Source organism: Nocardioides sp., from assembly GCF_036401255.1.
Taxonomy (GTDB): domain Bacteria; phylum Actinomycetota; class Actinomycetes; order Propionibacteriales; family Nocardioidaceae; genus Nocardioides.
The window spans coordinates 1-26414 of the sequence record NZ_DASWVI010000382.1 but is presented as its reverse complement, the minus strand read 5'-3'; the positions used below and the strand labels follow the sequence as shown (position 1 = coordinate 26414).

Below are 26414 nucleotides of genomic sequence, written 5' to 3'. Positions count from 1 at the left end.
TCGACCTTCGTTCGCCACGTGAGCCGCTCCTTCGTCGCGGCTCACTGCTCACTCGAACGGGTTCGGCAGCGCGCCGGGCAGCTTGGCCAGCAGCTCGCGGGCCTGGGCGGCGACCTTGTGCTCGACGAGCACCTCGTACCTGGTGGCGACGACCTGGGTGACCGAGGAGAAGTCGCGCTGCCCGCGGGTGAGCGCGTAGCCGAGCAGCGCCCAGATCAGGCCGAAGACGGCGCCGAACAGCATCGTGGAGACGATCATCGCCAGCGCGTTCTCGTCGACGAACAGGGCGAAGACCAGCCCGACGAACAGGCCGAGCCACACCCCCGAGAGGACCCCGCCGAGGGCGACCCGGCCGGTGGTGAGCCGGCCGGTGATCCGCTCGACGCGCTTGAGGTCGGTGCCGACGATCATCAGGTGCTGCACGGGGAAGTGCTGGTCGGAGAGGAAGTCGACGGTCTTCTGGGCGGTCGCGTAGTCGTCGTAGACGGCCAGTGACTGGGGGAACTCCAGCTTCAGCGGACGGGGTCCGGGCATTCCGGCGGACATGCTCATGACCTCCAGTCTGCCGCGCTGTCCCCAGGAAGCGGCCTCTACACTGTGCCGCGTGCCGCGCGTAGTCGTCGATGTCATGCCCAAGCCCGAGATCCTCGATCCCCAGGGCAAGGCCGTTCTCGGCGCGTTGCCGCGCCTGGGCTTCACCGGGGTCACCGACGTCCGTCAGGGCAAGCGGTTCGAGCTCGAGGTGGAGGGCGAGCTGACCGAGGAGGTCCTCGAGCAGGTGCGCGAGATGGCGGCGACGCTGCTGTCCAACCCCGTGATCGAGGACTTCACGGTGGCGGTCGAGACGACTCCGGCCGCCGTGGAGACCGTGTCGTGAAGGTCGGGGTCGTCACCTTCCCCGGCTCGCTGGACGACGTCGACGCGCAGCGCGCCGTGCGGGTCGGCGGCCACGAGGCCGTCGCGTTGTGGCACGGCGAGCACGACCTGCGCGGCGTGGACGCCGTGATCCTGCCCGGCGGGTTCTCGTACGGCGACTACCTGCGCTGTGGCGCGATCTCGCGGTTCTCCCCGGTGATGGCCGAGGTGATCGAGGCCGCGGGCAAGGGGATGCCGGTGCTCGGCATCTGCAACGGCTTCCAGATCCTGTGCGAGTCCCACCTGCTGCCGGGTGCGCTGATCCGCAACGACCACCGCAAGTTCGTCTGCCGCGACCAGCGGCTGCGCATCGAGAACGTCGACACCCCGTGGACCTCGGCGTACGCCGCCGGCGCGGAGATCACCGTCCCGTTGAAGAACGGCGAGGGCGGGTTCGTCGCCGACGAGGCGACGCTGGACCGTCTGGAGGGCGAGGGCCGGGTCGTCGCCCGCTACCTCGACCACAACCCGAACGGCTCGCTGCGCGACATCGCCGGCATCACCAACGAGCGGGGCAACGTGGTCGGCCTGATGCCGCACCCCGAGCACGCCGTCGAGTCGCTCACCGGCCCGGGCACCGAGGGCCTCGGGTTCTTCACCAGCCTCGTCGAGCGGGTGCTCGCGTGAGCCCGCTGCTGGCGTTCCGCCGGGTCGCTGTGGCCGAGGCCGTCACCTGGGCCCTGCTGCTGGCCGGGATGTTCCTCAAGTACGTCACCGACACCACCGAGCTCGGGGTCCGGGTGTTCGGGATGGCGCACGGCGTGGTGTTCATCGCCTACTGCCTGACCACGGTCCTGGTCGCGGTCGACCAGCGCTGGACCCGGGGCCGGCTGCTGCTCGGCCTCCTCGCGGCGGTCCCGCCGTTCGCGACCGTGCTGTTCGACCGCTACGCCGAGCGCCGCGGCGCGCTGGGTGCCCGGTGGCGGCTCACGACCGCCGCGCCCGAGGGGCGGATCGACCGGGTCACGGCGTGGCTGCTGCGCAACCCGCTGCACGGTGCGGCCGCCGGCCTCGTCGCCGTCGGCGTCCTGACCGGCGTCGCGCTGGTGGTCGGCCCGCCCGCCGGCTAGCGCCTGCCCGCGGCCAGCGCCTTCCAGGTCTGGCTCGCGGCGACCCCGGAGACCTCCACGCCCACCTTGGCCTGCCACGTGCGCAGCGCGGTCTGGGTGGCGGCTCGGAACAGCCCGTTCATCACCACCGGCTCGGCCACGCCGGCGGCGTTGAGCGCGCGCTGGAGCCGGCGTACGGCGGGCCCGGCCGACCCGAACTTCACCACCGGCGTCTCCCCGGCCGACAGCAGCGACATCCAGTGCTTCCGCGACCAGATCTCGCGCTGCGGCATCGCGTGCCCGGCCTGCCAGGCCTGGATCGCCTTCACGGTGGCCTTGGTCCACCGGCCGTTGATCGTGCCGGCGTAGAACTCGTGCTCGGTCAGCAGGCACTGCAGCGCCTTGACCTGCGCGGCCGGCGGCGTCACCGTCTCGGTCGGCGGCCGCAGCGTCTCGTAGGAGGAGAAGTTGACGCGGACGCCGTCGCAGTGGGTCTCCGGCTCGGCGACCATGCCGCGCCCGACATCGAGGAAGTTGCGGTCGATGTTGATCTTCACCCCGCCCCAGGTCTCGTCGTGGCCGCCCTGGTACTGCTTGATCCGGGCGTGCGGGCGCCACCCGTCGTTGCGGATGTACGACGTGGAGGTGTTGGCCTTGCCGTCCCAGCGGGCGATCCAGATCTGGTCGGGGAGCACGACGCGGTCGGGCCGGTTGACGCGGGCGTCGTCGAGCATCTTGATGCCCGACCCGGCGCTCGAGTAGACGCCGGAGACATACCCGAGCTCGTGGATCTGCTGGGTCCAGCCGTTGAGGAACGACAGCGCGGACTCGCGGCAGCGGGTGTTGCGCAGCTCGAAGCCCTCGAGGTCGTACCACAGCGTGCTGCCCGGCGCGATGCCCAGATCGGCGGCGACGCCGACGCTCTTGACGGCCTCGTCCTGGCCCTGGGTCTTGGCCTTGAAGTAGCGGCCGTTGTCGCCGGGCTTGGGGCTGATGGTCTCGTCGTCGCCGTACCGCGGGAAGCGGGGCTGGCACGAGGCCTGCGGGCCGAGCGTGATCGGCAGCAGCCGCCAGCCCTTGGCGAGCTGCTTGCTGACCCAGGTGGGGGTCAGGTTGGGCTGGTCGCGGCAGGCGCGGGAGTCGCCGGAGATGTAGATGCCGACGGCGAGGAACGGCGAGCTCTGCAGCCAGCGGTTCATCGAGCGCTGCTCGGGGGTGTGGCACTGGTCGAAGCCATAGCCGATGAAGTCACCCGGGGTGACGACGTTGCCCTCACGCGGCGCGGCCGCGAGGCCGGCCGCACCGGCCCGGGCGGCTCCGTCGGCGTCGGCCGGTCCACCCACGCCGAGCGCGACCACCGCGGTCGCGGCGAGCGCTCCGCTGGTCACGGCGAGGAGCCCGCGGCGCAGGGCGGCGCGGGTGGTGGGCAGGGAGGGGCGGTGCATGGCGGGACTCCAGGGGAAGAGGGGGCGCCTCCCGTCGAGGCCCGGCCACCATAACCTCAGAAATCACAGGCGTCACAACGGTTCTGCGAACTACCAGCGTGTAATTCTTCGGGCTGTGGCAGGCCTGTGGACGGCGGGCCGCACGGTCGGCCCGGACCGCTCATGCTGGGACGGTCGGTGCCGATGCTCCGGACACGAGGCCGAGAAGGCGCACCGAGAGGGGAGTGATCATGGACGAGACCTGGACGACCCTGCCCAGCCTGGGCCTGGTCCCGCACTTCCACGGCGACCCCGCCGAGGGCGGCGCCCCGCTCGCGAGCGCCGACGGCCACTGGTGGTGGACCGGCACCCGCTGGACGCCGGTGCACGTCCCCACGCTCGAGGACGCCGCGGCCGAGACCGCGGCCCACGCCGGGACGGCCCAGCCGGCCCCGCTGTGGGCGGAGGCCAGCTGAGCCGTCTGCGTTGTCGGCCGAGCCGTCGTGACCCTGGTCAGGCCGCTTCGGCGGCGACCGCCTCGAGCTCCTCGTCGACGATCTGCACCGGTCGCGGTGCCCGCGCGGGCAGGGCGACGGCGGCGACGACCACCGCGGCCGCGGCGAACGCCGCGGAGGTGAGGAACGCGGCCTGCAGGCCCGGTACGATCTGGCCGGGCACCGCGCCGGAGGCGTAGACCGAGACGATCGCGGCCACGCCCACCGCGCTGCCGAGCTGCTGGGTGGTCTGCAGCAGGCCCGACGCGGCGCCCGCGTGCTCGGGCTCGACGCCGCCGAGCACGGTCGCGGTGATCGGCATGAACACCAGTCCGGTCGCGAGACCGGCGATCACCATCGGGCCGAACACCGCCGCGAAGTAGCTGTCGGTGGTCCCGATCGTGCTCAGCCAGGTGTAGCCGCCCGCGAGCGCGGCGCTGCCGGTCAGCACCATCGTCCGCGCGCCGAACCGCCCGAGCAACTGCGGGGTCACCCGCGACATCGCGAAGATGCCCAGGCTGAACGGGAGGAACGCGGCGCCGGCCGTCAGCGGGCCGAAGCCGAGCACGCCCTGGACGTACTGGACGACCAGGAAGAACATCGACAGGTTCGCGCCGATCAGCAGTGCCATCGCCGCCAGCGCGGCGACCCGGGTGCGGTTGCGGACCAACCGCGGCTGGATCATCGGGTGCGGGTGGCGCACCTCGGTGCGGGCCAGCAGGGCGAGCAGCGCCACGCCGACGGCGAACCCGCCGAGGGTGCGCGCGCTGGTCCAGCCGTGCTCGGGGGTGCCGATCAGCGCCCAGACCAGCGACACCGCGCCGAACGTCGCGGTGACGGCGCCGACGACGTCGAACCGGCCGGGCCGCCGCTGGGTCTCGTCGACGTACCGCGGCGCCAGCAGGAGTACGGCGATGCCGATGGGCACGTTGATGAACAGCGTCCAGCGCCACGACCCGACGTCGGTGAGCAGGCCCCCGAGCAGCAGGCCGATCGAGGCGCCGCCGGAGGACACGGCCCCGAACAGCGCGAACGCGCGGTTGCGGGCCGCCTCGTCGGGGGCGCTCGTGGTGAGCAGCGCGAGCACGCCGGGAGCGGCGAGCGCGGCGCCGACGCCCTGCAGGGTGCGGGCGGCGACCAGTTGGCCGGGGCTCTGGGCGAGGCCGCCGAGCGCCGAGCCGAGCGTGAACACGGCGAGCCCGGCCTCGAAGACCTTGAGCCGGCCGAAGACGTCGCCGAGCCGGCCGCCGAGGAGCAGCAGGCCGCCGAAGGCGAGCGTGTAGGCGTTGAGGATCCACGACAGCGACGCCGGCCCGAAGCCGAGGTCGGCGTCGATGCGCGGCAGCGCGACGTTCACGACGGTCGCGTCGAGGACGAGCATGAGCTGGGCGACCAGCACGATCGCGATGCCGGTGGCCGCCCGTCCCGCGTTCGGCGGGAGGTCGGTGGGGAGGGTGTCACGGGACATGGGGTGAGGTCCTGTTCTGGCCCGGGGGGCCGAGGTACAGTAGATCCGGAGGATGACTCCGCTTCCTCCCGAACAATACGGAGACAGTCTCCGGTTATCAAGTCCTTTTCCGGAAATGAGGTGTGAACGCGGTGCGTGCCGACGCCAGGCGCAACTACGACCGGATCGTCGAGGTCGCGCGCACGGTGTTCCGCGAGCAGGGGTACGACGCCTCCCTCGACGAGATCGCCAAGCGGGCCGGGGTCGGACCCGGGACGCTCTACCGGCACTTCCCGAAGCGCGAGAACCTCGTCGACGCGGTCATGCAGAGCTGGGTCGACGGCGTCAACGAGACCGCCGAGAAGGTGCTGGCCCGCGAGGGCGGCCCCCGCGAGGTGCTGCTCACCTGGTTCGAGGAGTACGTCCGGCTGATCAGCGTCCATCGCGGCGGCCCCGCCAAGATCACCTCCGCGATGGGCGACGAGGGCTCCCCGATCCGCACGAAGTGCGAGGTGCTGCGCTCGGCCGGCGACCGGGTCCTCGACCGGCTGCGCGCCGAGGACGCCCTGCGTGGTGACGTCACCGCGCTCGAGGTCGCGCGCCTGGTCGGCGGCATCGCGGCCGTGGCCGACCAGGGCGAGCTGGACGCCGCCGCCGTACGCCCCATGCTCGAGGTCGTCGCCGACGGCCTGCTGAAGTAGGCCTCCGCCGGGCGGGGAATCCCCGGTGAACCGGGGATTCCTCCGCTTGTCGGCCGTTGCAACAGCCGACGAGCGCAAGAAACCCCTGACCAGTGGCTCGCCGGTCGTGTCCGCGGACAGGTGGCGGCGTACGCCGGGAGCCGGGCCGCCGGTAGATTGACGCCGTGCTCGACACCGTCGCCGTCGCCGCCGAGGACCCCCACCACGACCAGCCGTGGGCCGACCTCGGCCTCAAGGCCGACGAGTACGCCCGGATCCGCGAGATCCTCGGGCGCCGGCCGACCAGCTCCGAGCTCGCCATGTACTCGGTGATGTGGAGCGAGCACTGCTCCTACAAGAGCTCCAAGGTGCACCTCAAGCAGTTCTCCGAGCTCGCCGAGGTGCTCGCCCAGCGCCAGCCCGACACCGGCCGCCTGCTGGCCGGCATCGGCGAGAACGCCGGCGTCGTGGACATCGGCCAGGGCTACGCGGTCACGTTCAAGATCGAGTCGCACAACCACCCGTCGTACGTCGAGCCCTACCAGGGTGCGGCGACCGGCGTCGGCGGCATCGTCCGCGACATCCTCGCCATGGGGGCCCGACCCGTCGCGGTGATGGACCCGCTGCGCTTCGGCCCCCTCGACGCCGACGACACCCACCGGGTGCTGCCCGGGATCGTCGCGGGCGTGGGTGGCTACGGCAACTGCCTGGGGCTGCCGAACATCGGCGGCGAGGCGGTCTTCGACCCGACCTACCTCGGCAACCCGCTCGTCAACGCGCTGTGCGTGGGCGTGCTCAAGCACGAGGACCTGCACCTCGCCAAGGCGTCCGGGGTCGGCAACCAGGTGATCCTGTACGGCGCCCGCACCGGCGGCGACGGCATCGGCGGAGTCTCCGTGCTCGCGAGCGAGACGTTCGACGCCGACGGTCCCGCCAAGCGGCCCAGCGTGCAGGTCGGCGACCCGTTCATGGAGAAGCTCCTCATCGAGTGCACGCTCGAGCTCTTCGCCGCCGGCGTGGTCGCCGGCATCCAGGACCTGGGCGGCGCGGGCCTGTCCTGCGCGACCTCCGAGCTCGCCTCCGCCGGCGACGGCGGCATGCACGTCGAGCTCGACCGGGTGCCGCTGCGCGACTCCACGCTGGCGCCCGAGGAGATCCTCATGAGCGAGTCGCAGGAGCGGATGATGGCCGTCGTCGAGCCCGACGACGTCCCCGCCTTCCTGTCGATCTGCGCCAAGTGGGACGTCGAGGCGGTCGTGGTCGGCGAGGTCACCGACACCGAACGGCTCCAGATCGACTGGCACGGTGAGCGCGTGGTCGACGTGCCGCCGCGCAGCGTCGCGCACGACGGCCCGACGTACCACCGCCCCTTCGAGCGGCCCGCGTGGCAAGACGACCTGCAGGCCGACGCCGCCGAGTCGCTGGCGCGCCCCGTGTCGGGCGAGGAGCTGCGCCGGACGCTGCTCACGCTCGTCGCGAGCCCCAACCTGTGCGACAAGTCGTGGATCACCGACCAGTACGACCGCTACGTGCGCGGCAACACCGTGCTCGCGCAGCCGCACGACAGCGGCATGGTCCGTGTCGACGAGGACAGCAACCTGGGCGTCTCGGTCTCGACCGACTGCAACGGCCGGTTCGCGCTGCTCGACCCCTACGCCGGCGCCCAGCTCGCCCTCGCCGAGGCCTACCGCAACGTGGCCACCGGCGGCGCGGTCCCGGTGGCGATCTCCGACTGCCTCAACTTCGGCTCGCCCGAGGACCCCGCCGTGATGTGGCAGTTCGCGGAGGCCTGCCGCGGCCTCAAGGACGGCTGCCTGGAGCTCGGCCTGCCCGTCACCGGCGGCAACGTCAGCCTCTACAACCAGACCGGCGAGACGGCGATCCTGCCGACGCCGGTCGTCGCCGTGCTCGGCGTGATCGACGACGTCACCCGGCGTACGCCGTCGGCCTGGTCGGCCGCCGGCGAGCGGGTGCTGCTGCTGGGCGAGACCCGCGAGGAGCTCTCCGGCTCGGAGTGGGCGCACGTCGTGCACGGCCACGTCGGCGGGCTCCCGCCGCGGGTGGACCTGGCCGCCGAGCAGGCCCTCGCGACGCTGCTCCGGGAGGCCGGCCAGGGGGAGCGGAGCCTGATCACTTCCGCGCACGACCTGTCCGACGGCGGCCTGGCGCAGGCGCTGGTCGAGGGCGCGCTGCGGCACGGGATCGGCGTGTCCGTCGAGGTCCCCGGCGACGCGTTCGTCGGGCTGTTCAGCGAGTCGCCCGCCCGCGCGGTCGTCACGGTGCCCGACGCCGAGGCCGAGCTCCTCGTCGCCCTGGCCGAGCAGCACGGCGTCCCGGTCACGGCCCTGGGCGTCACCGGCGGCGACGCCCTCGTCGTCGAGGGCCGGTTCGAGGTGCCGCTCGACGAGCTGCGCGCTGCCTGGACCTCGACCCTGCCGGCCGCCCTGGCATGAGGCGGGTCCCGTACGGCGACCACCCGTCGCAGTTCGGGATGCGCTCCCTGCCCGCCGGCTCCGCGAGGGGCACGGCGGTGCTGGTGCACGGCGGGTTCTGGAAGCCCGAGTACGGCCTGGAGTACGCCCTGCCGCTGGTGGCGTCGCTGCTCGACCGCGGCTGGGCGACCTGGGTCGTGGAGTACCGGCGCGGCACCGGCGCCGCCGACACGCTGGCCGACGTGCGCGCCGCGATCGACGCGCGCCCGGACGTCCCCGGCCCCGCGGTCGGCATCGGCCACTCGGCCGGCGGGCACCTCGTGACCTGGGCGGCCGCCGGCGGCGGGCTCACCCACGTCGTCGCGCAGGCGGGCGTCCTGGACCTGCGGACCGCCCATGCCCTCGGGCTCGGCGGTGGCGCGGTCGAGGCGTTCCTCGGCCACCCGCCCGGCCCCGCGGACGACGACGTCGACCCGGTCCGCCGGGTCCCGCTCGGCGTACCCGTCTGGTGCGTGCACGGCCGCGACGACGACATCGTGCCCCTCGAGCAGTCGCGGGCGTACGTCGCGGCCGCCCGGTCCGCCGGGGCGAGCGCCGAGCTGGTGGAGGTGGCGGGCGACCACTTCGCGGTGGTCGATCCCGACGACCCGGCCTGGGCGCGCACGCTGGAGATCCTCGCCTCGATCGGCTGAGCGACCAGGATTTGCCGTTTCGGCAACAGGAGTTGTCGATCGGGGCCGCGGTGCGGACACTCGGACCATGACCCACGAGATCACCCCCGAGATGTTCGAGCAGCCGTCCTGGGACGAGCGGTACGCCGGGCCCGGCCGCGTCTGGAGCGGCCGCGCCAACGCCGTGCTCGCCGCCGAGGCGGCCGGGCTGGCGCCGGGACGGGCCGTCGACCTGGGCTGCGGCGAGGGCGGCGACGCGATCTGGCTGGCCGAGCGCGGCTGGCAGGTCACCGGCATCGACTTCTCCACGGCCGGGCTCGAGCGGGCCGCGGCCCACGCCGCCGAGCGCGGCGTGGCCGACCGGATCGAGTGGCGACAGGCCGACCTGCGGGCCTGGGCGCCCGAGGGCGAGCAGTGGGACCTGGTCACCTCGCACTTCCTGCACCTGCTCGACGGCGGCATGCTCGCGGCCACCCGGCAGATGGCGCGCGCGGTCGCGGCGGGCGGCACCCTGCTGGTCGTCGGGCACCACCCCGACGACGCCCACACCGGCCTGCGCTGGTCGATGCCCGGCGTGATGTTCACCGCCGAGGACCTGCGCGCGGCCGTCGACGAGGAGCTCTTCGAGGTCCACGCCGAGGCCCGCGCCCGGCAGGAGACCCGCGACGGCGTCGCCCACGAGGTCACGGACGCCGTGCTCCGCGCCCGGCGCCGCTAGGCGGCCAGGTCAGGCCCCGGCGACCTCGAGCCGTTCGGCGAGCACGCCCTCCCAGGCCAGGCCGGTGACGTACGACGTCACCAGGTCGCGGCCGGCCGGGACGAGGATCGTCAGCTCGCGGCCGGCCAGCTCGATGCTCGCGCCGGGCAGGTGGTGGGCGCGCTCGGTCGCGGCGGCGGCATCGCCCTCGGTGGCGAAGCGCAGCGAGATCCGGTCGCGGGTCGAGGGCAGCAGGCGCAGGGTGCGGATCGTCATGGCCCGACGCTAGGAGCGCATCCGGTCAGATCCTGACCGCTTTCGGCTCTAGTCTCGGCGACATGAACACCAGCGCCCGGATGCTGCGCTTGCTCTCGCTGCTGCAGACCCACCGCTACTGGCCCGGCGGTGAGCTGGCCGGGCGGCTGGAGGTGAGCCCCCGGACGCTGCGCCGCGACATCGACCGGCTGCGCGAGCTCGGCTACGACGTCGACGCCGTGCGCGGGGTCGCCGGCGGCTACCAGCTGCGCGCCGGGGGGCAGCTGCCGCCGCTGGCTCTCGAGGACGAGGAGGCGGTGACGATCGCGGTCGCGCTGCGCACCGCGGCCTCGGGGGCGGTCGCGGGCATGGAGGAGACCGCGATCCAGGCGCTGACGAAGGTGATCGGCGTGATGCCGCCGAAGCTGCGCCATCGGATGGACGCGGTGCACTCCCAGACCGACGGGGTGCCGTGGGGTGGGGGGCCGGCGCTCGACGCGGGCGTGCTGACCACGCTCGCGCAGGCCTGTCGCGACGACGAGCCGGTGTCGTTCCACTACACCTCCCGCGAGGGCGCCGAGACCGAGCGGCGGGTCGAGCCCTATCGCCTGGTCTGCCTCGGCCGCCGGTGGTACCTCGTGGCCTACGACCGCGACCGCCAGGACTGGCGGTGCTTCCGCGTCGACCGGGTCAGCGCGCCACGCGCCTCGGGGCAGCGCTTCGTGCCGCGGCCACTGCCCGCGCCGGACGCCCCGACGTTCGTGCGGGCCGGCATCCGGTCGATGCCGCAGCGCTACCTGGTGCGGGTGCGCTTCGATCTCGACGCCGCGACCGTCGAGGAGTACGTCAGCCGCTGGGCCACGGTCACGCCCGACGGTCCGGCCTCCTGCCGGATGGTGATGCCCACCGACACCCTCGACTGGCCGCTGATGGTGCTCGCCCGCCTGGGCGCCGACTTCACCGTCGAGGGTCCCGACGAGCTGCGCGACCTCGTCGCCACCTCGGCCCGCCGGTTCGCCCGCGCCACCCCCGCCCCCTCGTGACAAGCGGGGGTCAGGCGGCCGCGGGCACCGCCGCCGGCGACTCGTGGCGCGGCCAGTCGGCGGGACGGGGCACCGAGCGGACCGAGGACGACAGCGTGGGGATCAGGGCGACCGCAGCGGTCAGGGCGGTCAGCGCCAGCACGGCCGCGGTCCCGCCGAGCCCGGTGAGCAGGGCGCCCGCCAACGCCGGCGCCAGCGGCATCGAGAGCATCGAGGTGAACTGCATGGCCGACTGCACCCGGCCGACCAGATCCGGCGGCGTGATCGCCATCCGGTAGGAGCCGACCCCGGCGTTGCCGGCCGGGTTGAGGAACAGGCCCACGGACGCGGCCGCCGCCATGACCACGGGGTGGTTCCACAGGGCCAGCGGCACCGAGAGCGGCACGAAGCTCCAGGCCACCGCCACCGTGAGCGTCCCGGTCGCCAACCGGTCGATCAGCCACGGCGCCGCCAGGGCGCCGAGGATGCCGCAGACCCCGATCGTCGCCTCGACCAGGCCGATCTGGAACGCCGGGACGCCCGCCTCGACCAGCCGCAGCAGCGCGACGAAGAACAGGGCGTTGACGGTCAGGTTGGCCATCGGCGCCCAGAGCAGCAGCACCCGGAAGAACGGCCGCGACCAGGTGAACCGCAGCCCGTCGGACAGGTCGCCGAGCACCCGCCGGGGGCCGGTGCGCGGACGCGCGGCGAGATCGGTGCGGAGCCGGCCGAGCAGCGCCCACCCGGCGGCGTAGCTGAGCGCGTCGAACAGGAACGGCGCCCACCGGCTGGCGGCGACGAGCGCGCCGCCGAGCGGTCCGCCGGCCAGCGCCGCGACGTGCTGGCGGGCCTGCTGCTGGCTCAGCGCGGTCGGCAGGTCCTCGGCCGGCACGACCGTCCGGATCGCCGAGGTCTCGGCCGGCACGAACATCCCCGCGACCAGGCCCGTCAGCAGCGCCACGACGAGCAGGTGGGGGAGCGTGAGCGTGCCCAGCAGGCCGGCACCGACCAGCGAGGAGTACAGGAGGGCGCCGCCCCCGTGGGAGACCCGCATCAGCCGGCGCCGGTCGCACCGGTCGGCGAGCACGCCGCCGGGCAGCAGCATCGCGACCATCCCGAGCAGGTACGCCGCCTCCGCGGTCGCGGCCCAGAACGCCGACCCGGTCATCGCGTAGGCCACCAGCGGCATCGCGAAGCTGCTCACCCGCGAGCCCAGCTCTGAGATCGTCTGGGCGCTCCAGAGCATGGTGAAGTCCCGGTTGCGGGCGAGGGTCCGGTACGACGTCATATTCCGCACCATAAGTTGCGCAACAGTAGGTGCGCAATAGTTCGTGCGGAATTCGGGCTAGGCTGGCGCCATGGCGATGTACGACGACCCGCGGGTGCTCCGCGCGATCGCCCACCCGACCCGCAACCGGATCCTCTCCGAGCTCTTCGCCGCCGGCTCGTTGCGGGCCGCCGACATCGCGCGCGAGCTCGGCATCCCGGCCAACCAGGCCAGCTTCCACCTGCGCCAGCTCGCGAAGTACGGGCTGGTCGAGGAGGCGCCCGACGAGGCGCGCGACCGCCGCGACCGGGTCTGGCGCCTGGTCGACCCCGACGGCGTCAGCTTCCGCACCCGCGACATGCTCGAGCGGCCCGGCGGCAAGGCGGCGTACGCCGTGTTCCAGCGCAACGCGGTCGCGTGGGGCCACCACCTGGTCGACCGGGCGCTCGCGGTGGAGTCCGAGCGCGGCCGGGAGAAGAGTGTCTCGGAGTGGGCCCTGCGCCTGACGCCGGAGGAGTCCCGGGAGATGCTCGAGGAACTGTCCGAGCTCGTCGAGCGCTGGCGCCGGCGCACGCAGGAGGCCGAGGGGGAGCGGACGACGTACTCCGTCTACCAGCTCATCCAGCCCTACCCCGAGCTCGGGCAGGAGGCCGGCGACTGATGCCCGCCCGCCTGCGCCCGGCCGACCCCGCCGAGGTCGCCGCGGCCCTCGACCGGGTCCGCGGCGCCGATCCGGAGGAGGGGCCGGACCGCGCCGACCTGCGGCTGCTCACCAAGCACTTCCTCGCGGTCCTCGAGTCGCGAGCACCCGGCCGCTCGGTCGAGGTCCGGGTCCCGCCGTACGCCGCCGTGCAGGTGATCCCCGGGGTCCGCCACACCCGCGGCACCCCGCCGGCGGTCGTCGAGATGGACGCGACGACGTGGATCGAGCTGGCCACCGGGGCCCTCTCGTGGACCGACGCCGAAGGCTCCGGCCGGGTCCGCGCCTCCGGGGAGCGGGCCGACCTCAGCCCCCACCTGCCCGTGTCCTGAGCGGTGTCCTAGATTCGACGGCATGACCGACGACATCCGTGCCCGCGTCCACGCCGTCCTGCCCGGGATCCGCCAGGACCTCGAGGACCTGGTGCGGATCGAGTCGGTGAGCGCGGACCCGGAGCGCGCGAGCGAGGTGCAGCGTTCGGCCGAGGCGGTCGCCGAGCTGTTCCGGGCCGAGCGCTTCGAGCAGGTCGACATCGTCACCGCCGACGGCGGCGCCCCGGCGGTGATCGCCCACAAGGCCGGGCCCGAGGGCGCGCCGACCGTCCTGCTCTGCGCCCACCACGACGTGCAGCCAGAGAACGACCACGCCGACTGGGACTCCCCGCCGTTCGAGCCCACCGAACGCGACGGCCGGCTCTACGCCCGCAGTGCCGCCGACGACAAGGCCGGCATCGCCGCCCACCTCGGGGCGCTGCGCGTGTACGGCGACGAGCTGCCCGTCAGCGTCACGATGTTCATCGAGGGCGAGGAGGAGATGGGCTCGGAGTCGCTGCCCGCGCTGCTGAAGGAGCACCACGAGCGGCTGCGCGCCGACGTCATCGTGATCGCCGACTCCGGCAACTGGGACATCGGCGTGCCCGCGCTGACCACGAGCCTCCGCGGCCTGGTCCGGGTCGACATCGAGGTCCGCACGCTCACCCACGCCGTGCACTCCGGCATGTGGGGCGGGCTGGTGCCCGACGCGGTGATGACGCTGGCGCGGCTGATCAGCAGCCTCCACGACGACGAGGGCAACGTCGCGATCGAGGGCCTGCACGCCGGCCCGGCCGCCGACGTCGACTACCCCGAGGAGCGGCTGCGCGCCGAGTCCGGCGCCGCCCCGGGCATCGAGTGGATCGGCACCGGCTCGACCGTCGAGCGGCTGTGGACCAAGCCCGCGCTGAGCATCACCGGCCTCGACGCGCCCAAGGTGGCCGGCGCCAGCAACACCCTCGTCCCGGCCGCCCGGGCCCGCATCTCGATGCGCACCGCCCCCGGCGACACCAGCGAGAACGCGCTGGCCTGCCTGCTGCGCCACCTCGAGGCGCACGTGCCCTGGGGCGCGACCCTGAGCCACACCGTGGTCGACACCGGCGAGGCGACCCAGATCGACGCCACGGGCCCGGCGTACGACGCCGCGCGCGCCGCGTTCACCGAGGCCTGGGACGGCACCGCTCCCGTGGACATGGGCGTCGGCGGGTCGATCCCGTTCATCGCGGAGTTCCTCGACGCCTTCCCCGAGGCGAGCGTGCTCGTCACCGGCGTCGAGGACCCCGACACCCGCGCCCACGGCGCGAACGAGGGCCTACACCTCGCGGAGTTCGAGCGCGTCGTGCTGGCCGAGGCGCTGCTGCTCGGCAAGCTCGGCGGCTGATCGGCCCGGCAGCAGGCGATCCAGCCAGCGCGGCGCCCACCAGTTCGCGCGGCCCAGCACCGCCATCGCGGCCGGCACGAGGACCAGGCGGACGACGGTCGCGTCGACCGCCACGCTGACGGCCAGCCCGATCGCGAGCATCTTGATCACGACGTCGTCGTCGGTGGCGAAGGCCAGGAACACGCTGACCATCACCAGCGCGGCGCACGAGATCACCCGGGCCGTGCTCGCCAGCCCCTCCGCGACGCTCGCGGTGGTGTCGCCGGTGCGCAACCAGGCCTCGCGGACGCGCGAGAGCAGGAACACCTCGTAGTCCATTGAGAGACCGAAGACGATCGCGAACATCATCATCGGCACGAACGACTCCACCGGCACGCTCGCGTCCAGCCCGATCAGCCCGGCGCCCCAGCCCCACTGGAACACCGCCACGACCACGCCGTACGCCGCTCCGATCGACAGCAGGTTCAGCACGGCGGCCTTGGCGGCGATGACGACCGAGCGGAACGAGACGAGCAGCAGCAGGAACGACGCGGCCACGACCACCCCGACGATCACCGGGAGCCGGGCGACGACCCGGTCGCCGAACTCGATCTGCCCGGCCGTCTGACCGGTCAGGTAGGCCTCGGTCCCCGAGCGGGCGAGGTCGGCCGCGAGCCGCGCGTGCAGGTCGCGCGTGTCCTGGTCCATCGGCGTCGTCGTCGGCGTCACCGTCGCCACCCGGACGGCGGGATCGCCGGTCGGGGCGAACGGCGTCACCGCGGCGACGCCGTCCTCGGCGGCGATGGTCTCGCGCAGCCCGGCGAGCGTGGTGTCGTCCGCGTCGCGCGCGACGAGCGTGAACGTGCCGTTGGCGCCGGGCCCGAGCTCATCGGCGACGAGGTCGTACGCCGCGCGGGTGGTGGTCCCCGCCGGGTCGGCGCCGGCGTCGATGTGCCCCAGGCGCAGGTCGAGCACCGGGACGGCGAGCACCGCGAGGAGCAGCACGCCGCCGAGGAGGAAGGGCCACGGACGCCGGGAGACGAGGCCGGCGTAGCGGTACCAGCCGCGGCCGTCCGGGGCGGGCTCCGCGACGGGACGGCGTACGGCGAGCCGGTCGATGCGCCGGCCGGTCAGCGTGAGCACCGCGGGCACCAGCGTGACCGCGGCGAGGGCGGCGGTGAGGACCGTGAACGTCGCGGCCAGGCCGAGCCGCCCGACGAACGTGATGCCCGAGGCATAGAGACCGAGCAGGGCGACCGACACCGTTCCGGCGGCGACGAGGACGGCGTGCCCGCTGCCGTGCAGGGCCGCGGTGGCCGCCTCGGTGGGCGAGGCGCCGTCGATGAGGTGTTGGCGCCCGCGGGTGATCAGGAACAGCGCGTAGTCGATCCCGGTCCCGAGCCCGATCATCGTGGCCAGGGTCGGGCTCGTGGTGCCGAACGTCGCCCCGGCGGCCACCAGCGTGAGCAGCGCGAGCCCCGTGCCGACGGCGAGCACAGCGGTCACGAGGGGGACGAACGCCGCGAGCACCGACCCGAACGTCAGCAGGAGGAGCAGGAGGGCGGCGGCCACGCCGATGAGCTCGGCGGTGCGATGGCCGCCGCCGTCGCGTCCGGCCTCGCGGCCGAGAGCGCCGGCGTACTCCACCTCGACCCCGTCGGCGCGCAGCGGCGCCAGCGCTTCGTCGACGTCGTCGACCAGGCCCGGTCCGAGGTCGCGGGCGGAGGCGTCGAGGTGCACGGTCGCGACCGCGGTGTCGCCGTCGGCGCTGACCGGCCCGGCACCGGCCAACGGGTCGTCGACGGCGAGCACGTGGTCGACCTCGCTGAGGTCGGAGAGCGCCTCCTGCAGCACGCCGCGGTGGGCGGCGAGCACGCCGTCGTCGACGTGGAGCACGACCTGGCTGCTGCGACCCTGGGTGTCGTCCCGGTCGCCGAGCAGGGCGGCCCCGGCCGACGCCTGGGTGCCGGGAAGGCTGACGTCGTCGTCGTAGCCTCCCCCGAACAGGCGGGCGAGGGACACCAGGACCAGCAGGACCAGCAGCCAGGCGACGACGGTGGTCCGGGGGCGGGAGACCGCGAAGGAGAGGAGGCGCACGATCCCGATCCCACCGGTCGTGCCGTCCCGGTCGCGGCCGGTCGCCGGAGGGTCCGCCGCCGGTTCGCTGACGGTTGGCTGAGGGCGCGGCACCGTGAGATGGGCGGTGAGTCCGGCGCCCGGCCGGGAGTCCAGGGTCAGGTCGCCGTCGTGGGCGCGCGCGATCTCGCGAGCGATCGCGAGCCCGAGGCCGGTCCCGTCGCCAGGCAACCGGCCACGCCCGCTGTCGGCGCGCCAGAACCGGTCGAACGCCCGCTCCTCGGCCCCGGGGGGCAGCCCGGGGCCGTCGTCGGTGACCGCCGCGATCACCGCGTCGCCCACGTCCCGCACGTCCACCCGGACCGCCGTCCCCGGCGGCGTGTGCCGGTAGGCGTTGACCAGCAGGTTGCGCAGGCAGCGGTGCAGCAGCGCCCGGTCGCCGTCGACGTACGCCGCGCCACCATCGGGCCGGTGCGTCGGGTGGTCGGTGTGCAGCGGGGCGAGCTCACCGACCACCTCCCGGGCGAGGTCGGCGAGGTCGACCGGCTCGCGTGCCGGCCGCTGCCCGGCGTCGAGCCGCGCCAGCGACAGCAGATCCCCGACGAGGCTGTGCATCCGTTCGGACTCGGTCCGGATCGAGGCCATCGCCTCGTCGACCTCGTCCCAGGTCGCGAGGCCGCCCGCGAGGTGCAGGTCGGCCCAACCGTGCACCGCGGTCAACGGGGTGCGCAGCTCGTGGGAGGCGTCGGCGACGAAGTCGCGGATCCGCTGCTCGCTCGCGGACCGTGCGTCGAAGGCCGCGTTCAGCGCCTCGACCACGCGGCCGGTCTCGGTGCGCGGGTCGCCGCCCGGGATCCGTTCACGGTGGTCGCCGCGCTCGATCGCGCGCGCCGTGGCCGCGATCCGGCCCAGCGGACGCAGCCCGAACCGCAGCAGCACGAGCGCCGCGCCCGCGCCGCCGAGGAGCACCACCGCGCCCGCGGCGACCTCGACGAGGAGCAACGTGTGCAGGGCCGCCGCGTCGTCGGCGAGCGGCAGGCCGATGACGACGGTCCGCACCTGCTCGGTCCGGTCGCCGACGTCCAGGCGCAGCCCCGCGTCCGGCAACGACACCGACAGCACCCGGTAGTCGTCGTCCGGGCCGGCGGCCCCGGCCAGGGTCCGGGGCTCTCCGTCGGGCAGGGCGCCGAGCTCCGCGGCGCTCCAGCCCCGGCCGGCACCCTCGCCCCTGGTGGGGGTGGTGGTCGCGACCAGCTCACCGTCGCCGTCGAGCAGGGCCACGAACAGTGCGCGCGGCGCGAGCCGCTCGAGCGCGGCGAGCCGGGTCGTCCGGGGGTCGTCGAGCTCGCGGAGCCGGGTCTCGGTCGCGTGCAGCACCGCGTCGGTGCGGTCGAGCAGGTGGGCGCGCAGCGCGGCGTACGCCGTCACGTCCGCGGCCAGCAGCCCGCCCGCGAGCAGGAGCAACGTGAGCGCCAGCAGCCGCGTCCGGACGGCCACGTCAGCGCGGCGCCCGCAGCACGTAGCCGAACCCGCGGACGGTGTCGATCAGCGACGGGCCGGCCGCGTCCACCTTGCGCCGCAGCTGGCTGACGAACTTCTCCACGACGCCGACGTCGCCGGCGTACTCGTACTGCCACACCTGCGCGAGGATCTGCTCCTTCGACAGCACCTGTCCGGCGTTGAGCATCAGGTAGCGCAGCAGGCGGTACTCCGTCGGGGAGAGCTCGACGAGGACCCCCGCCCGGGTGACCTCGTGGCCGCGGTCGTCGAGCTCGAGGTCCGCGACCACGAGCCGGTCGGCCGGAGCGCCGGCCACCCGCCGGCGCAGCACGGCGTTGACCCGCGCGACCAGCTCCGCGACGCTGAACGGCTTCGTGACGTAGTCGTCGCCGCCGAGCGCGAACCCGTTGAGCCGGTCGTCGACCCCGTCGCGGGCGGTGAGGAACACGATGCCGACCGCCGCGTCGACGCTGCGCAGCCGGTGGCACAGGTCGAGCCCGGAGCCGTCGGGCAGCATCACGTCGAGGACGGCCAGCTCGGGCTCGAACGACGCCGCCACCTCGACGGCCTCCGACACCCGCGCGGCGGTCGCGACCTCCAGCCCCGCCACCCGCAGCGTGCGGCCCACCAGCTCGAGGATCGCCGGCTCGTCGTCGACGACCAGCACCCGTGCGGATCGCTCGCTGGTGAGTGCCGGCGAGCGCGGCCGGCGCCGGTCGTCCCTGGTCACGGCCACCAGCCTGCCCGGAGTTGCTGAAGGTTTGCTGACGGTCTGCTGCCGAAGTGCCCGCGAAACCGCAGGTCCGCGTCGGTCCGGCCGGGGGGCGCCGGCAGCCGGGCCCGACACCGTGGCCGCATGCAACGGATCGTGCGGATGCTGCTGCGCCGCAGACTGCTGATCGCCGGCGGTGTCTGCCTGCTCCTCGTGGTCGGCGACATCGCGGTGGGCTCCTGGGTCGAGCGGCGGGTCGGCGAGCGGCTCGACTGCCGCCTCGGCGTCACCGACGGCGCACACGTCGAGGTGTCCGGGTGGCCGGCCTCGCTCGCACTGGTCACGGGCACCGTCGCGTCGGTCCGCGTCAGCGCCACCGACGCGCAGCTGACCGATCGGCTCGACGGGGACCTCGACGTCGAGCTGCGCGACGTACGCCGCTCCGGCGACGGCATGTCCACCGGCGGGGGCGAGGCGGACCTCACCGTGCCGTGGCCGGCCGTCGAGCAGCGTCTCGGCCGCGCGGGGGTCCGGCTCTCGGGCGCCGACGGTGCGGTGATCGCCGAGGTCGAGACCGGGCTGGTGCCGCTCGCCCTCGTGGCGCAGCCGCGCGTCGAGGACGGCCGCCTGGCGCTCGACCCGACCGGCGTGCGGATCGGCGGCCGGGAGCTCTCGGGTGCGCTGGCCCAGCGGCTGGTCGACCGGCTGGTGGACCGAGTGGGGGATCGCGCCGGCCGGGTGCTCGGCGAGGGCGTCGACCTCCCCGCCCCCTCGGACCTGAGCCTGGCCGCCGCCCGCGCCACTGACGCCGGGCTCGAGCTCGACTTCGACCTGGCACCCGGTCCGCTCGGCGCGGGGCTGGGCGCCGGACGCTGTTGAGGCTCGAGGCTGAGCAGGCTCAGCCGGCCGGCAGGAACACCCGGAACGTGCTGCCGTGGCCCAGCTCGGACTCCAGCTCGATGCGGCCGCCGTGGCGCTCGACGACGCGGTGCACGATCGCCAGGCCCAGGCCGGTGCCGGGCTGGGCGACCGCCGCGGGGTCGGTGGAGCGGAAGAACTCCTCGAACAGGTGGGCCTGCTCGGCCGCCGCGATGCCGATGCCGGTGTCGCGGCAGGTCAGCACGGCCTCGTCGCCCAGGCGCTCGACGGACACCGCGATCGTGCCGCCCTCGGGGGTGTACTTCAGCGCGTTGCCGACCAGGTTCGCCACGACGTGGTCGACGTCGCGGACGTCCGCGAGCGCGTGCACCGGTACGCCGGGCAGGTCGGTGCGCAGCGTGAGCCGGCGCCCGGCGGCGACCGCGCGGTTGAGGTCGACGACCTCCGCGACGGCCCGGCCGAGGTCGACCGGCTCGGGTGCCGCGCTGTCGGTGTCGATCGGCTGGTGCAGCAGCAACAGGTCGTCGACGACCCGGGCCAGGCGGCCGCCGCCGCGCTCGATCGCCGCCACGCTCGCGCGGGCCACGTCGCTGAGGCCGGGCTCGGCGGCGAGGATCTCGGCGTACCCCAAGATCGCGCTGAGCGGGTTCTTCAGCTCGTGGGAGACCGTCGCGAGCAGCCGGTCCTTGTAGACGGTGACCTGCTGGAGCTCCGCGATCAGCTGGTGCTCCCGCTCGAGGGTCCGCGCGTTGGCCAGCGCCCGACCGAGGTCCCGGCCGATGTCGAGCGCGGTGGCGGCCTCCTCCTCGCTCCACTCCGCGCCGCCCTGTCGGCGGGTCAGCCCCAGCGCGCCGAAGCACTCCTGTCCGGCGCCGAGCGGGACGAACAGCAACGACTCGATCCCGAGGTCCGCGAGGAACGCGATCACCTCGGCGTGCTGCTCGCCGGTGAGGACGCCGGGCACCGGGCGATCCGGTGCGATCACCGCGACACACTGCCGCTCCCAGGCGCGCGGCGCGTGCGCGGACACGAGCACCCCGAGCCCGGGAGGCAGCCGCACGGTGGGGCCGCCGTCGACGTACAGCGGGCCCTCGCAGCGGCGGTCCGGCCCCAGCCGCTGGAGCCACAGCGACTCCGCGCGGAACCCACGGGTGATCGCCCGGCCGCACTCGGCCAGCACCTGGTCGGGCGACTGGGTGCCGACGGCCAGGCGGACCACGTCGGCCGCCGCGCCGGCGAGCCGGAGCTGCTCCGCGAGCCGCTCCCGCTCCAGGGTGGTCACGACGGCGCGGGCGGCCTGGCGGGCGTAGATCTCGAGCATCTCGCGTTGCGCCGGGCCGGGCACCAGGCCGTCGCGGGGCAGCTCCATCGCGAGCGTGCCGAGCAGGGTGCCGTCGGCCGCCGTCAACGGCGCGATCAGCTGGTCCTGGGGGTGCCACCGGCCCGCCGGGACGCCCTCGCGCGGGCCGGCGGCGACCCAGCCCCACCGGTCCAGGTCGAGGATCAGCCGGTCGTGGGGGACGAACTTCAGCGTGCCCCAGTCCTCGGCGAGCGCGAGCTGCTCGATCATCGGCGCCGCCGGCGCCAGGCTGTCGATCAGCAGCTTGCGCGCCTCCTCGGGGCCGACGAGCACCATGATCTGCAGGTAGCCGTCGTCGCGGACCACGCTGACCCCGACGAGCTCGAAGCCCGCGACCTCGGCGACGCCCTCGGCGATCGCCTGGAGGGCGTCGCGGGACTGCGTGTCCGACCAACGCGATGCGCGGACCGGACGCTCGAGGTCGGGTGACTCGGACATCGACTCGATCCTAGGGTCGCGAGCGCGCCACCGTGGCCGGATCGCGCCGTTGCCGCGGCGATCCGAACCTCAGCCCGCGGGGTCGGCGGCGGGCAGCCAGACCTGGAAGGTGCTGCCGCGCCCGAGCTCGGACTCGATCTCGAGCCGGCCACCGTGCCGGTCCACGATCCGGCGCACGATCGCGAGCCCGAGGCCGGTGCCCGGCTGGGCCACCGCCTCGGGGTTGGAGGAGCGGAAGAACTCGGTGCCGAGCCGCAGCAGGTCCTCCTCGCCGATGCCGATGCCCTGGTCGGCGACGGTCAGCACGACGTCGTTGCCGGCCCGGTCGAGCCGGATCCGGACCGACCCCTCGGGGTGGGTGTACTTGACGGCGTTGCTGACCAGGTTGGCGGCGACCCGGTCCAGCTCGTCGTGGTCGCCGAGGGCGAACACGGGCTCGGCGGGCAGCTCGACGGTGACCTCGAGCTGCTTCTGCCCGGCGGCGACCATCGTCAGGTCGACGACGTCGTCGACGATCCGCGCCAGGTCCACCGGGGCCGCGATGACCGGGTCGTCGGGGTCGCCGACCTTGGAGAGCAGCAGCAGGTCCTCGATGACCCGCACCATCCGCTGGGCGCCGCGGTCCATGGCGTTGAGCGAGGTGCGCGTGGTGCCGGTGAGGTCGGGGGAGGACTCGAGCATCTCCAGGTGGCCCATGATCGAGGTGAGCGGGTTCTTCAGCTCGTGGGCGACGGTCGCGATCAGCCGGCCCTTGTAGCTGTCGAGCTCCTGCAGCTCCTCGACCAGCTCGTGCTCACGCTCGAAGATCCGCGCGTTGAGGATCGCGCGGCCCAGGTCGTGGCCGATGTCCAGGGCGGTCGCCGCCTCGGCCTCGGTCCACTCCGGGGCGCCGGCGACCCGGGTGAGCACCAGGTTGCCGAGGCACTCCGGCCCGGCACCCAGCGGCGTGAAGAGCAGCGACTCGACGCCGATCTCGGCGAGGAACGCGAGCACCAGCTCGCCCTGCTCGGGGGTGATCGAGGGTCCGAACTCGCGGTACGGCGCCACCACGGCGGCCTGCTGCTGCTCCCAGGCCCGGCGGGCCGCGGCCTCGGCGATCGCGACCAGCTCCGGCGTCAGGCGGATGTGGCTGCCGTCGGAGGAGTAGATCTCACCGCGGGCGCCGCCGTGGTCCTCCCGGTCGAACGTCTGCAGCCACATGCCGGCCGCGCGGAACCCCTCCACGAGGGCCTCGCGGCTGTCGGCGACGATCCGGTCGAGGCTGAGCTGGGCGGTCGCGGTGCGCACGATCCGCCGCGCGGCGTCCGCCATCCGGACCCGCTCGGCGAGCCGCTCCCGCTCCAGGGCGACGAGCACGGCCCGGCGCGCCTGCTCGGCGTACTGGTTCAACACGGCGCGCTGCGCGCCGCCGGGCCGGCGACCGTTGTGGGGCAGGTCGATCGCCAGCGAGCCGCGCAGGTCGCCCTCGTCGTCGTACAGCGGTGCGACCAGCAGGTCCAGCGGGTGCCAGGCGTCCTCGGCGTCGATCGGCTCGATGTCGGGCACCCAGCCCCAGTCGTCCCCGGCGCCGTGGTCGAGCCGCTCGTGGGGGACGAAGCGCAGCAGGCCCCAGTCGTCGGCCTTCTCGAGCTCGCGGCTGAGCCGGTCGACGGGCGTGCGGACGCCGTGCAGCTGCTCGCGGGCGGCGTCGCTGCCGGCGACGGCCATGACCTCGAGCTTGCCGTCGTCGCGGACCGCGCTGATCGCCGCGACCCCGAACCCCGCCAGCTGGGTGACGCCCTCGGCGATCAGCTGGATCGCGTCTCGGGAAGGAGCATCCGACCAGTCGAGGGGCTCGGCTGGTGCGGGCGGGTCCTGCGGGATGTCCCGAGACAAATGTGTCCTCGAATGGGGTCAGGGGGGCGGAGTTCATCGTAGGGGCCGCGGCCGCCGGCCGTCGGTGTTTCGCACTCCTCAACGCCTGCCCGCCGGATGGGACACGGGGGAGCGAGACCCTAAACTCTTCTCGTGCCCTACCAAAGCAGCCCCCGCAAGGGTGGCGACGGCAGGCTGACCGCGGCGCTGGACCCCCACGACCAGGGTCCGCAGGACGCGTGCGGCGTCTTCGGTGTCTGGGCGCCCGGCGAGGACGTCGCCAAGCTCACCTACTTCGGGCTCTACGCCCTCCAGCACCGCGGCCAGGAGTCGGCCGGCATCGCGGTGAGCAACGGACGGCAGATCCTCGTCTACAAGGACATGGGCCTGGTCTCCCAGGTGTTCGACGAGACCACGCTCGCCTCGCTCAAGGGCCACCTCGCGATCGGGCACAGCCGCTACTCGACGACCGGGGCCAGCACCTGGCAGAACGCGCAGCCGACGTTCCGGCCCACCGCCGACGGCTCGATCGCCCTCGGTCACAACGGCAACCTCATCAACACCCACGAGCTGTCCCAGATGGTCGTGGACCTCCCCGGCCCCGAGGACGAGCTCGAGCTGCACACCCGCCCGGTGGAGACCTCCACCAACGACACCGGTCTCGTGACGGCGCTCCTGGCGCACCACCCCGACACCTCGCTGGAGCAGCGGGCGCTCGAGGTGCTGCCGCTGCTCGAGGGCGCCTTCTGCTTCGTGTGGATGAACGAGAACACGCTGTACGCCGCACGCGACCCGCAGGGCATCCGCCCGCTCGTGCTCGGGCGCCTGGAGCGGGGCTGGGTGGTCGCCAGCGAGGACGCCGCCCTCGCCACGATCGGCGCCAGCGTGGTCCGCGAGGTCGAGCCCGGCGAGATGATCGTCATCGACGAGAACGGCCTGCGCTCGCACCGCTTCGCCGACGCCGCGCCCAAGGGCTGCGTGTTCGAGTACGTCTACCTCGCCCGCCCGGACGCCACGATCAGCGGCCGGAGCGTGCACGAGTCCCGCGTCGAGATGGGCCGCCAGCTGGCCCGCGAGTACCCCGTCGACGCCGACCTGGTCATCCCGGTCCCCGAGTCGGGCACCCCGGCCGCGGCCGGCCACGCCGAGGAGAGCGGCATCCCGTTCGGCCAGGGCTTCGTCAAGAACGCCTACGTCGGGCGCACGTTCATCCAGCCCAGCCAGACGCTGCGCCAGCTCGGCATCCGCCTGAAGCTGAACGCCCTCGAGCACATGATCCGCGGCAAGCGCATCGTGGTCGTCGACGACTCGATCGTGCGCGGCAACACCCAGCGCGCCCAGGTCCGGATGCTCCGCGAGGCCGGCGCCCGCGAGGTCCACGTCCGGATCTCCAGCCCGCCGGTGAAGTGGCCGTGCTTCTACGGCATCGACTTCGCGACCCGCGCCGAGCTGATCGCCAACGGCCTGACCCCCGAGGAGATCGCCGCCAGCATCGGCGCCGACAGCCTCGGCTACATCTCCCTCGAGGGGATGATCGACGCGACCGACCAGCCACCCGAGCGGCTCTGCCAGGCCTGCTTCACCGGCGCGTACCCGATCGCGCTGCCCGACGAGAGCCTGCTCGGCAAGCACCTGCTGGAGTCCTCGATCCAGGCGCCGGCGTACGGCAAGGCGCTGCCCGTCCTCAACAACCCGTAGGCAACAACCCGTAGGAGCCCCGTGTCCGAGCAGGTCCCTGGCAACGCGTACGCCGCCGCAGGCGTTTCCATCGAGGCGGGCGACAAGGCCGTCGAGCTGATGAAGGTCTGGGTCGACAAGGCTCGGCGCCCCGAGGTGATCGGCGGCATCGGCGGCTTCGCCGGCCTGTTCGACGCCTCGGCGCTGAAGTCCTACGCGCGGCCGCTGCTGGCCACCTCCGCCGACGGGGTCGGCACCAAGGTGGCGATCGCCCAGGCGCTCGACAAGCACGACACGATCGGGTTCGACCTGGTCGGCATGCTCGTCGACGACCTGGTGGTGTGCGGCGCCGAACCGCTGTTCCTCACCGACTACATCGCCACCGGGCGGGTGGTCCCCGAGCGGATCGCGGCGATCGTCAAGGGCATCGCGGAGGCCTGTGTCGAGGCCGGCTGCGCGCTGCTGGGCGGTGAGACCGCCGAGCACCCGGGCCTGCTCGCGCCGGAGGAGTACGACGTCGCCGGCTCGACCACCGGCGTCGTCGAGGCCGACGACCTGCTCGGCCCCGGCCGGGTGCGCCCCGGCGACGCGATCGTCGCGATGGAGTCCTCCGGGCTGCACTCCAACGGCTACTCCCTGGTCCGCCACGTGCTCCTGGCCGCGCCCGAGGCCGGTGGCGCCGGCTGGTCGCTGGACCGGACCGTCGACGAGCTGGGCCGGACGCTGGGCGAGGAGCTGCTCGAGCCGACCCGGATCTACGCCCGGGCGGCCCTCGCGCTGGCCCGGCGTACCCGCACCCACGCGATGTCGCACGTCACCGGCGGCGGCCTGGCCGCCAACCTCGAGCGGGTGCTGCCCGTCGAGGTCGCCGCGACGATCGATCGACGCACCTGGACGCCCGCGCCGGTCTTCGACCTGGTCCGCCGGGTCGGCGACCTCGCCCAGCCGGACCTCGAGATGACCCTGAACTGCGGCGTCGGGATGGTCGCACTGACCCACCCCGAGGACGCCGACGCCGCGGTCGCCGTGCTCGGCGAGCACGGCATCCGGGCCTGGGTCGCCGGCGAGGTCGGCGCGGTCGGCGAGGGCCGCGGCGGGCGGGTCGAGCTGGTCGGCCAGCACCCCGGCTGGTGACCTCGCGCCGGTGACGGGCCGGTGACGGGCCGGTGACGGGCCGGTCCCGCGGGGTGCTGA

General features: G+C 74.1%; 24 protein-coding genes. 15 read left to right on the top strand and 9 right to left on the bottom strand.

Annotation, left to right across the window (positions count from 1 at the left end; translation table 11 throughout):
- Nucleotides 1-48: 48 nt before the first annotated feature.
- Nucleotides 49-552, bottom strand: a complete 504-nt coding sequence (locus tag VGD85_RS17850; RefSeq protein WP_331064781.1) for a general stress protein — start codon at nucleotides 550-552, stop codon at nucleotides 49-51.
- Nucleotides 553-604: 52 nt separating this feature from the next.
- Between VGD85_RS17850 and purS the strand changes: the two genes are divergently transcribed.
- From purS to VGD85_RS17835, 3 genes are read left to right on the top strand one after another with little or no spacing between them, the layout of a single operon-like run.
- Nucleotides 605-877 (top strand): phosphoribosylformylglycinamidine synthase subunit PurS, encoded by a 273-nt coding sequence (purS, locus tag VGD85_RS17845; protein WP_331064780.1) that lies wholly within the window; start codon nucleotides 605-607, stop codon nucleotides 875-877.
- Nucleotides 874-1542, top strand: coding sequence for a phosphoribosylformylglycinamidine synthase subunit PurQ (gene purQ / locus VGD85_RS17840; protein WP_331064779.1), 669 nt, complete (start codon nucleotides 874-876; stop codon nucleotides 1540-1542). Before purS ends, purQ begins: the two co-directional genes overlap by 4 nt.
- Nucleotides 1539-1985, top strand: a complete 447-nt coding sequence (locus VGD85_RS17835) for a DUF3817 domain-containing protein (protein WP_331064778.1) — start codon at nucleotides 1539-1541, stop codon at nucleotides 1983-1985. The genes purQ and VGD85_RS17835 overlap by 4 nt, the downstream gene beginning before the upstream one ends.
- Here the strand turns inward: VGD85_RS17835 and VGD85_RS17830 are convergent.
- Nucleotides 1982-3409, bottom strand: coding sequence for a glycoside hydrolase domain-containing protein (locus VGD85_RS17830; protein ID WP_331064777.1), 1428 nt, complete (start codon nucleotides 3407-3409; stop codon nucleotides 1982-1984). The genes VGD85_RS17835 and VGD85_RS17830 overlap by 4 nt on opposite strands.
- A 230-nt stretch (nucleotides 3410-3639) precedes the next feature.
- On the opposite strand from VGD85_RS17830, the gene VGD85_RS17825 reads away from it, so the two are divergent.
- The gene (locus tag VGD85_RS17825) at nucleotides 3640-3864 is read left to right on the top strand and encodes a hypothetical protein (protein ID WP_331064776.1); all 225 of its coding nucleotides are present in this window, start codon (nucleotides 3640-3642) and stop codon (nucleotides 3862-3864) included.
- 37 nt (nucleotides 3865-3901) lie between these two features.
- Here the strand turns inward: VGD85_RS17825 and VGD85_RS17820 are convergent, their stop codons facing one another.
- The gene (locus tag VGD85_RS17820; RefSeq protein WP_331064775.1) at nucleotides 3902-5350 is read right to left on the bottom strand and encodes an MFS transporter; all 1449 of its coding nucleotides are present in this window, start codon (nucleotides 5348-5350) and stop codon (nucleotides 3902-3904) included.
- 131 nt (nucleotides 5351-5481) lie between these two features.
- Here VGD85_RS17820 and VGD85_RS17815 point away from each other — a divergent pair, with 131 nt between their 5' ends.
- The 4 genes from VGD85_RS17815 to VGD85_RS17800 all read left to right on the top strand — a co-directional run bounded on the left by VGD85_RS17815 (nucleotide 5482) and on the right by VGD85_RS17800 (nucleotide 9830).
- Entirely contained in the window at nucleotides 5482-6030 is a 549-nt protein-coding gene (locus tag VGD85_RS17815) for a TetR/AcrR family transcriptional regulator (protein WP_331064774.1), read from the top strand.
- Between the two features lie 164 nt (nucleotides 6031-6194).
- Nucleotides 6195-8462 (top strand): phosphoribosylformylglycinamidine synthase subunit PurL, encoded by a 2268-nt coding sequence (purL, locus tag VGD85_RS17810; RefSeq protein WP_331064773.1) that lies wholly within the window; start codon nucleotides 6195-6197, stop codon nucleotides 8460-8462.
- A complete protein-coding gene (locus VGD85_RS17805; protein ID WP_331064772.1) occupies nucleotides 8459-9133 on the top strand; it encodes an alpha/beta hydrolase family protein in 675 nt (224 codons plus the stop codon). The genes purL and VGD85_RS17805 overlap by 4 nt, the downstream gene beginning before the upstream one ends.
- Nucleotides 9134-9200: 67 nt before the next feature.
- Nucleotides 9201-9830 (top strand): class I SAM-dependent methyltransferase, encoded by a 630-nt coding sequence (locus tag VGD85_RS17800; RefSeq protein WP_331064771.1) that lies wholly within the window; start codon nucleotides 9201-9203, stop codon nucleotides 9828-9830.
- Between the two features lie 9 nt (nucleotides 9831-9839).
- Here the strand turns inward: VGD85_RS17800 and VGD85_RS17795 are convergent, their stop codons facing one another.
- Nucleotides 9840-10085, bottom strand: a complete 246-nt coding sequence (locus tag VGD85_RS17795) for a hypothetical protein (RefSeq protein WP_331064770.1) — start codon at nucleotides 10083-10085, stop codon at nucleotides 9840-9842.
- Nucleotides 10086-10147: 62 nt separating this feature from the next.
- On the opposite strand from VGD85_RS17795, the gene VGD85_RS17790 reads away from it, so the two are divergent.
- Nucleotides 10148-11107, top strand: a complete 960-nt coding sequence (locus VGD85_RS17790; RefSeq protein ID WP_331064769.1) for a YafY family protein — start codon at nucleotides 10148-10150, stop codon at nucleotides 11105-11107.
- Between the two features lie 10 nt (nucleotides 11108-11117).
- On the opposite strand, the gene VGD85_RS17785 is transcribed toward VGD85_RS17790, so the two are convergent.
- A complete protein-coding gene (locus VGD85_RS17785; protein WP_331064768.1) occupies nucleotides 11118-12374 on the bottom strand; it encodes an MFS transporter in 1257 nt (418 codons plus the stop codon).
- A 70-nt stretch (nucleotides 12375-12444) separates the two neighbouring features.
- Between VGD85_RS17785 and VGD85_RS17780 the strand changes: the two genes are divergently transcribed.
- From VGD85_RS17780 to VGD85_RS17770, 3 genes are read left to right on the top strand one after another with little or no spacing between them, the layout of a single operon-like run.
- A complete protein-coding gene (locus VGD85_RS17780) occupies nucleotides 12445-13014 on the top strand; it encodes an ArsR/SmtB family transcription factor (RefSeq protein ID WP_331064767.1) in 570 nt (189 codons plus the stop codon).
- Complete coding sequence (locus VGD85_RS17775; protein ID WP_331064766.1) at nucleotides 13014-13385, top strand: sterol carrier family protein; 372 nt, start codon at nucleotides 13014-13016, stop codon at nucleotides 13383-13385. The genes VGD85_RS17780 and VGD85_RS17775 overlap by 1 nt, the downstream gene beginning before the upstream one ends.
- A gap of 22 nt (nucleotides 13386-13407) precedes the next feature.
- Complete coding sequence (locus VGD85_RS17770; RefSeq protein ID WP_331064765.1) at nucleotides 13408-14745, top strand: dipeptidase; 1338 nt, start codon at nucleotides 13408-13410, stop codon at nucleotides 14743-14745.
- Here the strand turns inward: VGD85_RS17770 and VGD85_RS17765 are convergent.
- Together VGD85_RS17765 and VGD85_RS17760 are read right to left on the bottom strand one after the other, a co-directional pair.
- Entirely contained in the window at nucleotides 14677-18297 is a 3621-nt protein-coding gene (locus VGD85_RS17765; protein ID WP_331064764.1) for an MMPL family transporter, read from the bottom strand. The genes VGD85_RS17770 and VGD85_RS17765 overlap by 69 nt on opposite strands.
- A gap of 1 nt (nucleotide 18298) precedes the next feature.
- Nucleotides 18299-19030, bottom strand: a complete 732-nt coding sequence (locus VGD85_RS17760) for a response regulator transcription factor (protein ID WP_331064763.1) — start codon at nucleotides 19028-19030, stop codon at nucleotides 18299-18301.
- Nucleotides 19031-19156: 126 nt separating this feature from the next.
- On the opposite strand from VGD85_RS17760, the gene VGD85_RS17755 reads away from it, so the two are divergent.
- Nucleotides 19157-19891, top strand: coding sequence for an LmeA family phospholipid-binding protein (locus VGD85_RS17755; RefSeq protein WP_331064762.1), 735 nt, complete (start codon nucleotides 19157-19159; stop codon nucleotides 19889-19891).
- A 19-nt stretch (nucleotides 19892-19910) separates the two neighbouring features.
- On the opposite strand, the gene VGD85_RS17750 is transcribed toward VGD85_RS17755, so the two are convergent.
- Both VGD85_RS17750 and VGD85_RS17745 read right to left on the bottom strand, forming a co-directional pair.
- Entirely contained in the window at nucleotides 19911-21689 is a 1779-nt protein-coding gene (locus VGD85_RS17750) for a HAMP domain-containing sensor histidine kinase (protein ID WP_331064761.1), read from the bottom strand.
- A gap of 69 nt (nucleotides 21690-21758) precedes the next feature.
- The gene (locus VGD85_RS17745) at nucleotides 21759-23564 is read right to left on the bottom strand and encodes a GAF domain-containing sensor histidine kinase (RefSeq protein ID WP_331064760.1); all 1806 of its coding nucleotides are present in this window, start codon (nucleotides 23562-23564) and stop codon (nucleotides 21759-21761) included.
- A gap of 132 nt (nucleotides 23565-23696) precedes the next feature.
- Here VGD85_RS17745 and purF point away from each other — a divergent pair, with 132 nt between their 5' ends.
- Both purF and purM read left to right on the top strand, forming a co-directional pair.
- Nucleotides 23697-25241: an amidophosphoribosyltransferase gene (gene purF / locus VGD85_RS17740; protein ID WP_331064759.1), complete on the top strand. Its 1545-nt coding sequence runs from the start codon at nucleotides 23697-23699 to the stop codon at nucleotides 25239-25241.
- 21 nt (nucleotides 25242-25262) lie between these two features.
- Nucleotides 25263-26354 (top strand): phosphoribosylformylglycinamidine cyclo-ligase, encoded by a 1092-nt coding sequence (purM, locus tag VGD85_RS17735; protein ID WP_331064758.1) that lies wholly within the window; start codon nucleotides 25263-25265, stop codon nucleotides 26352-26354.
- The last annotated feature ends 60 nt before the right edge of the window (nucleotides 26355-26414 follow it).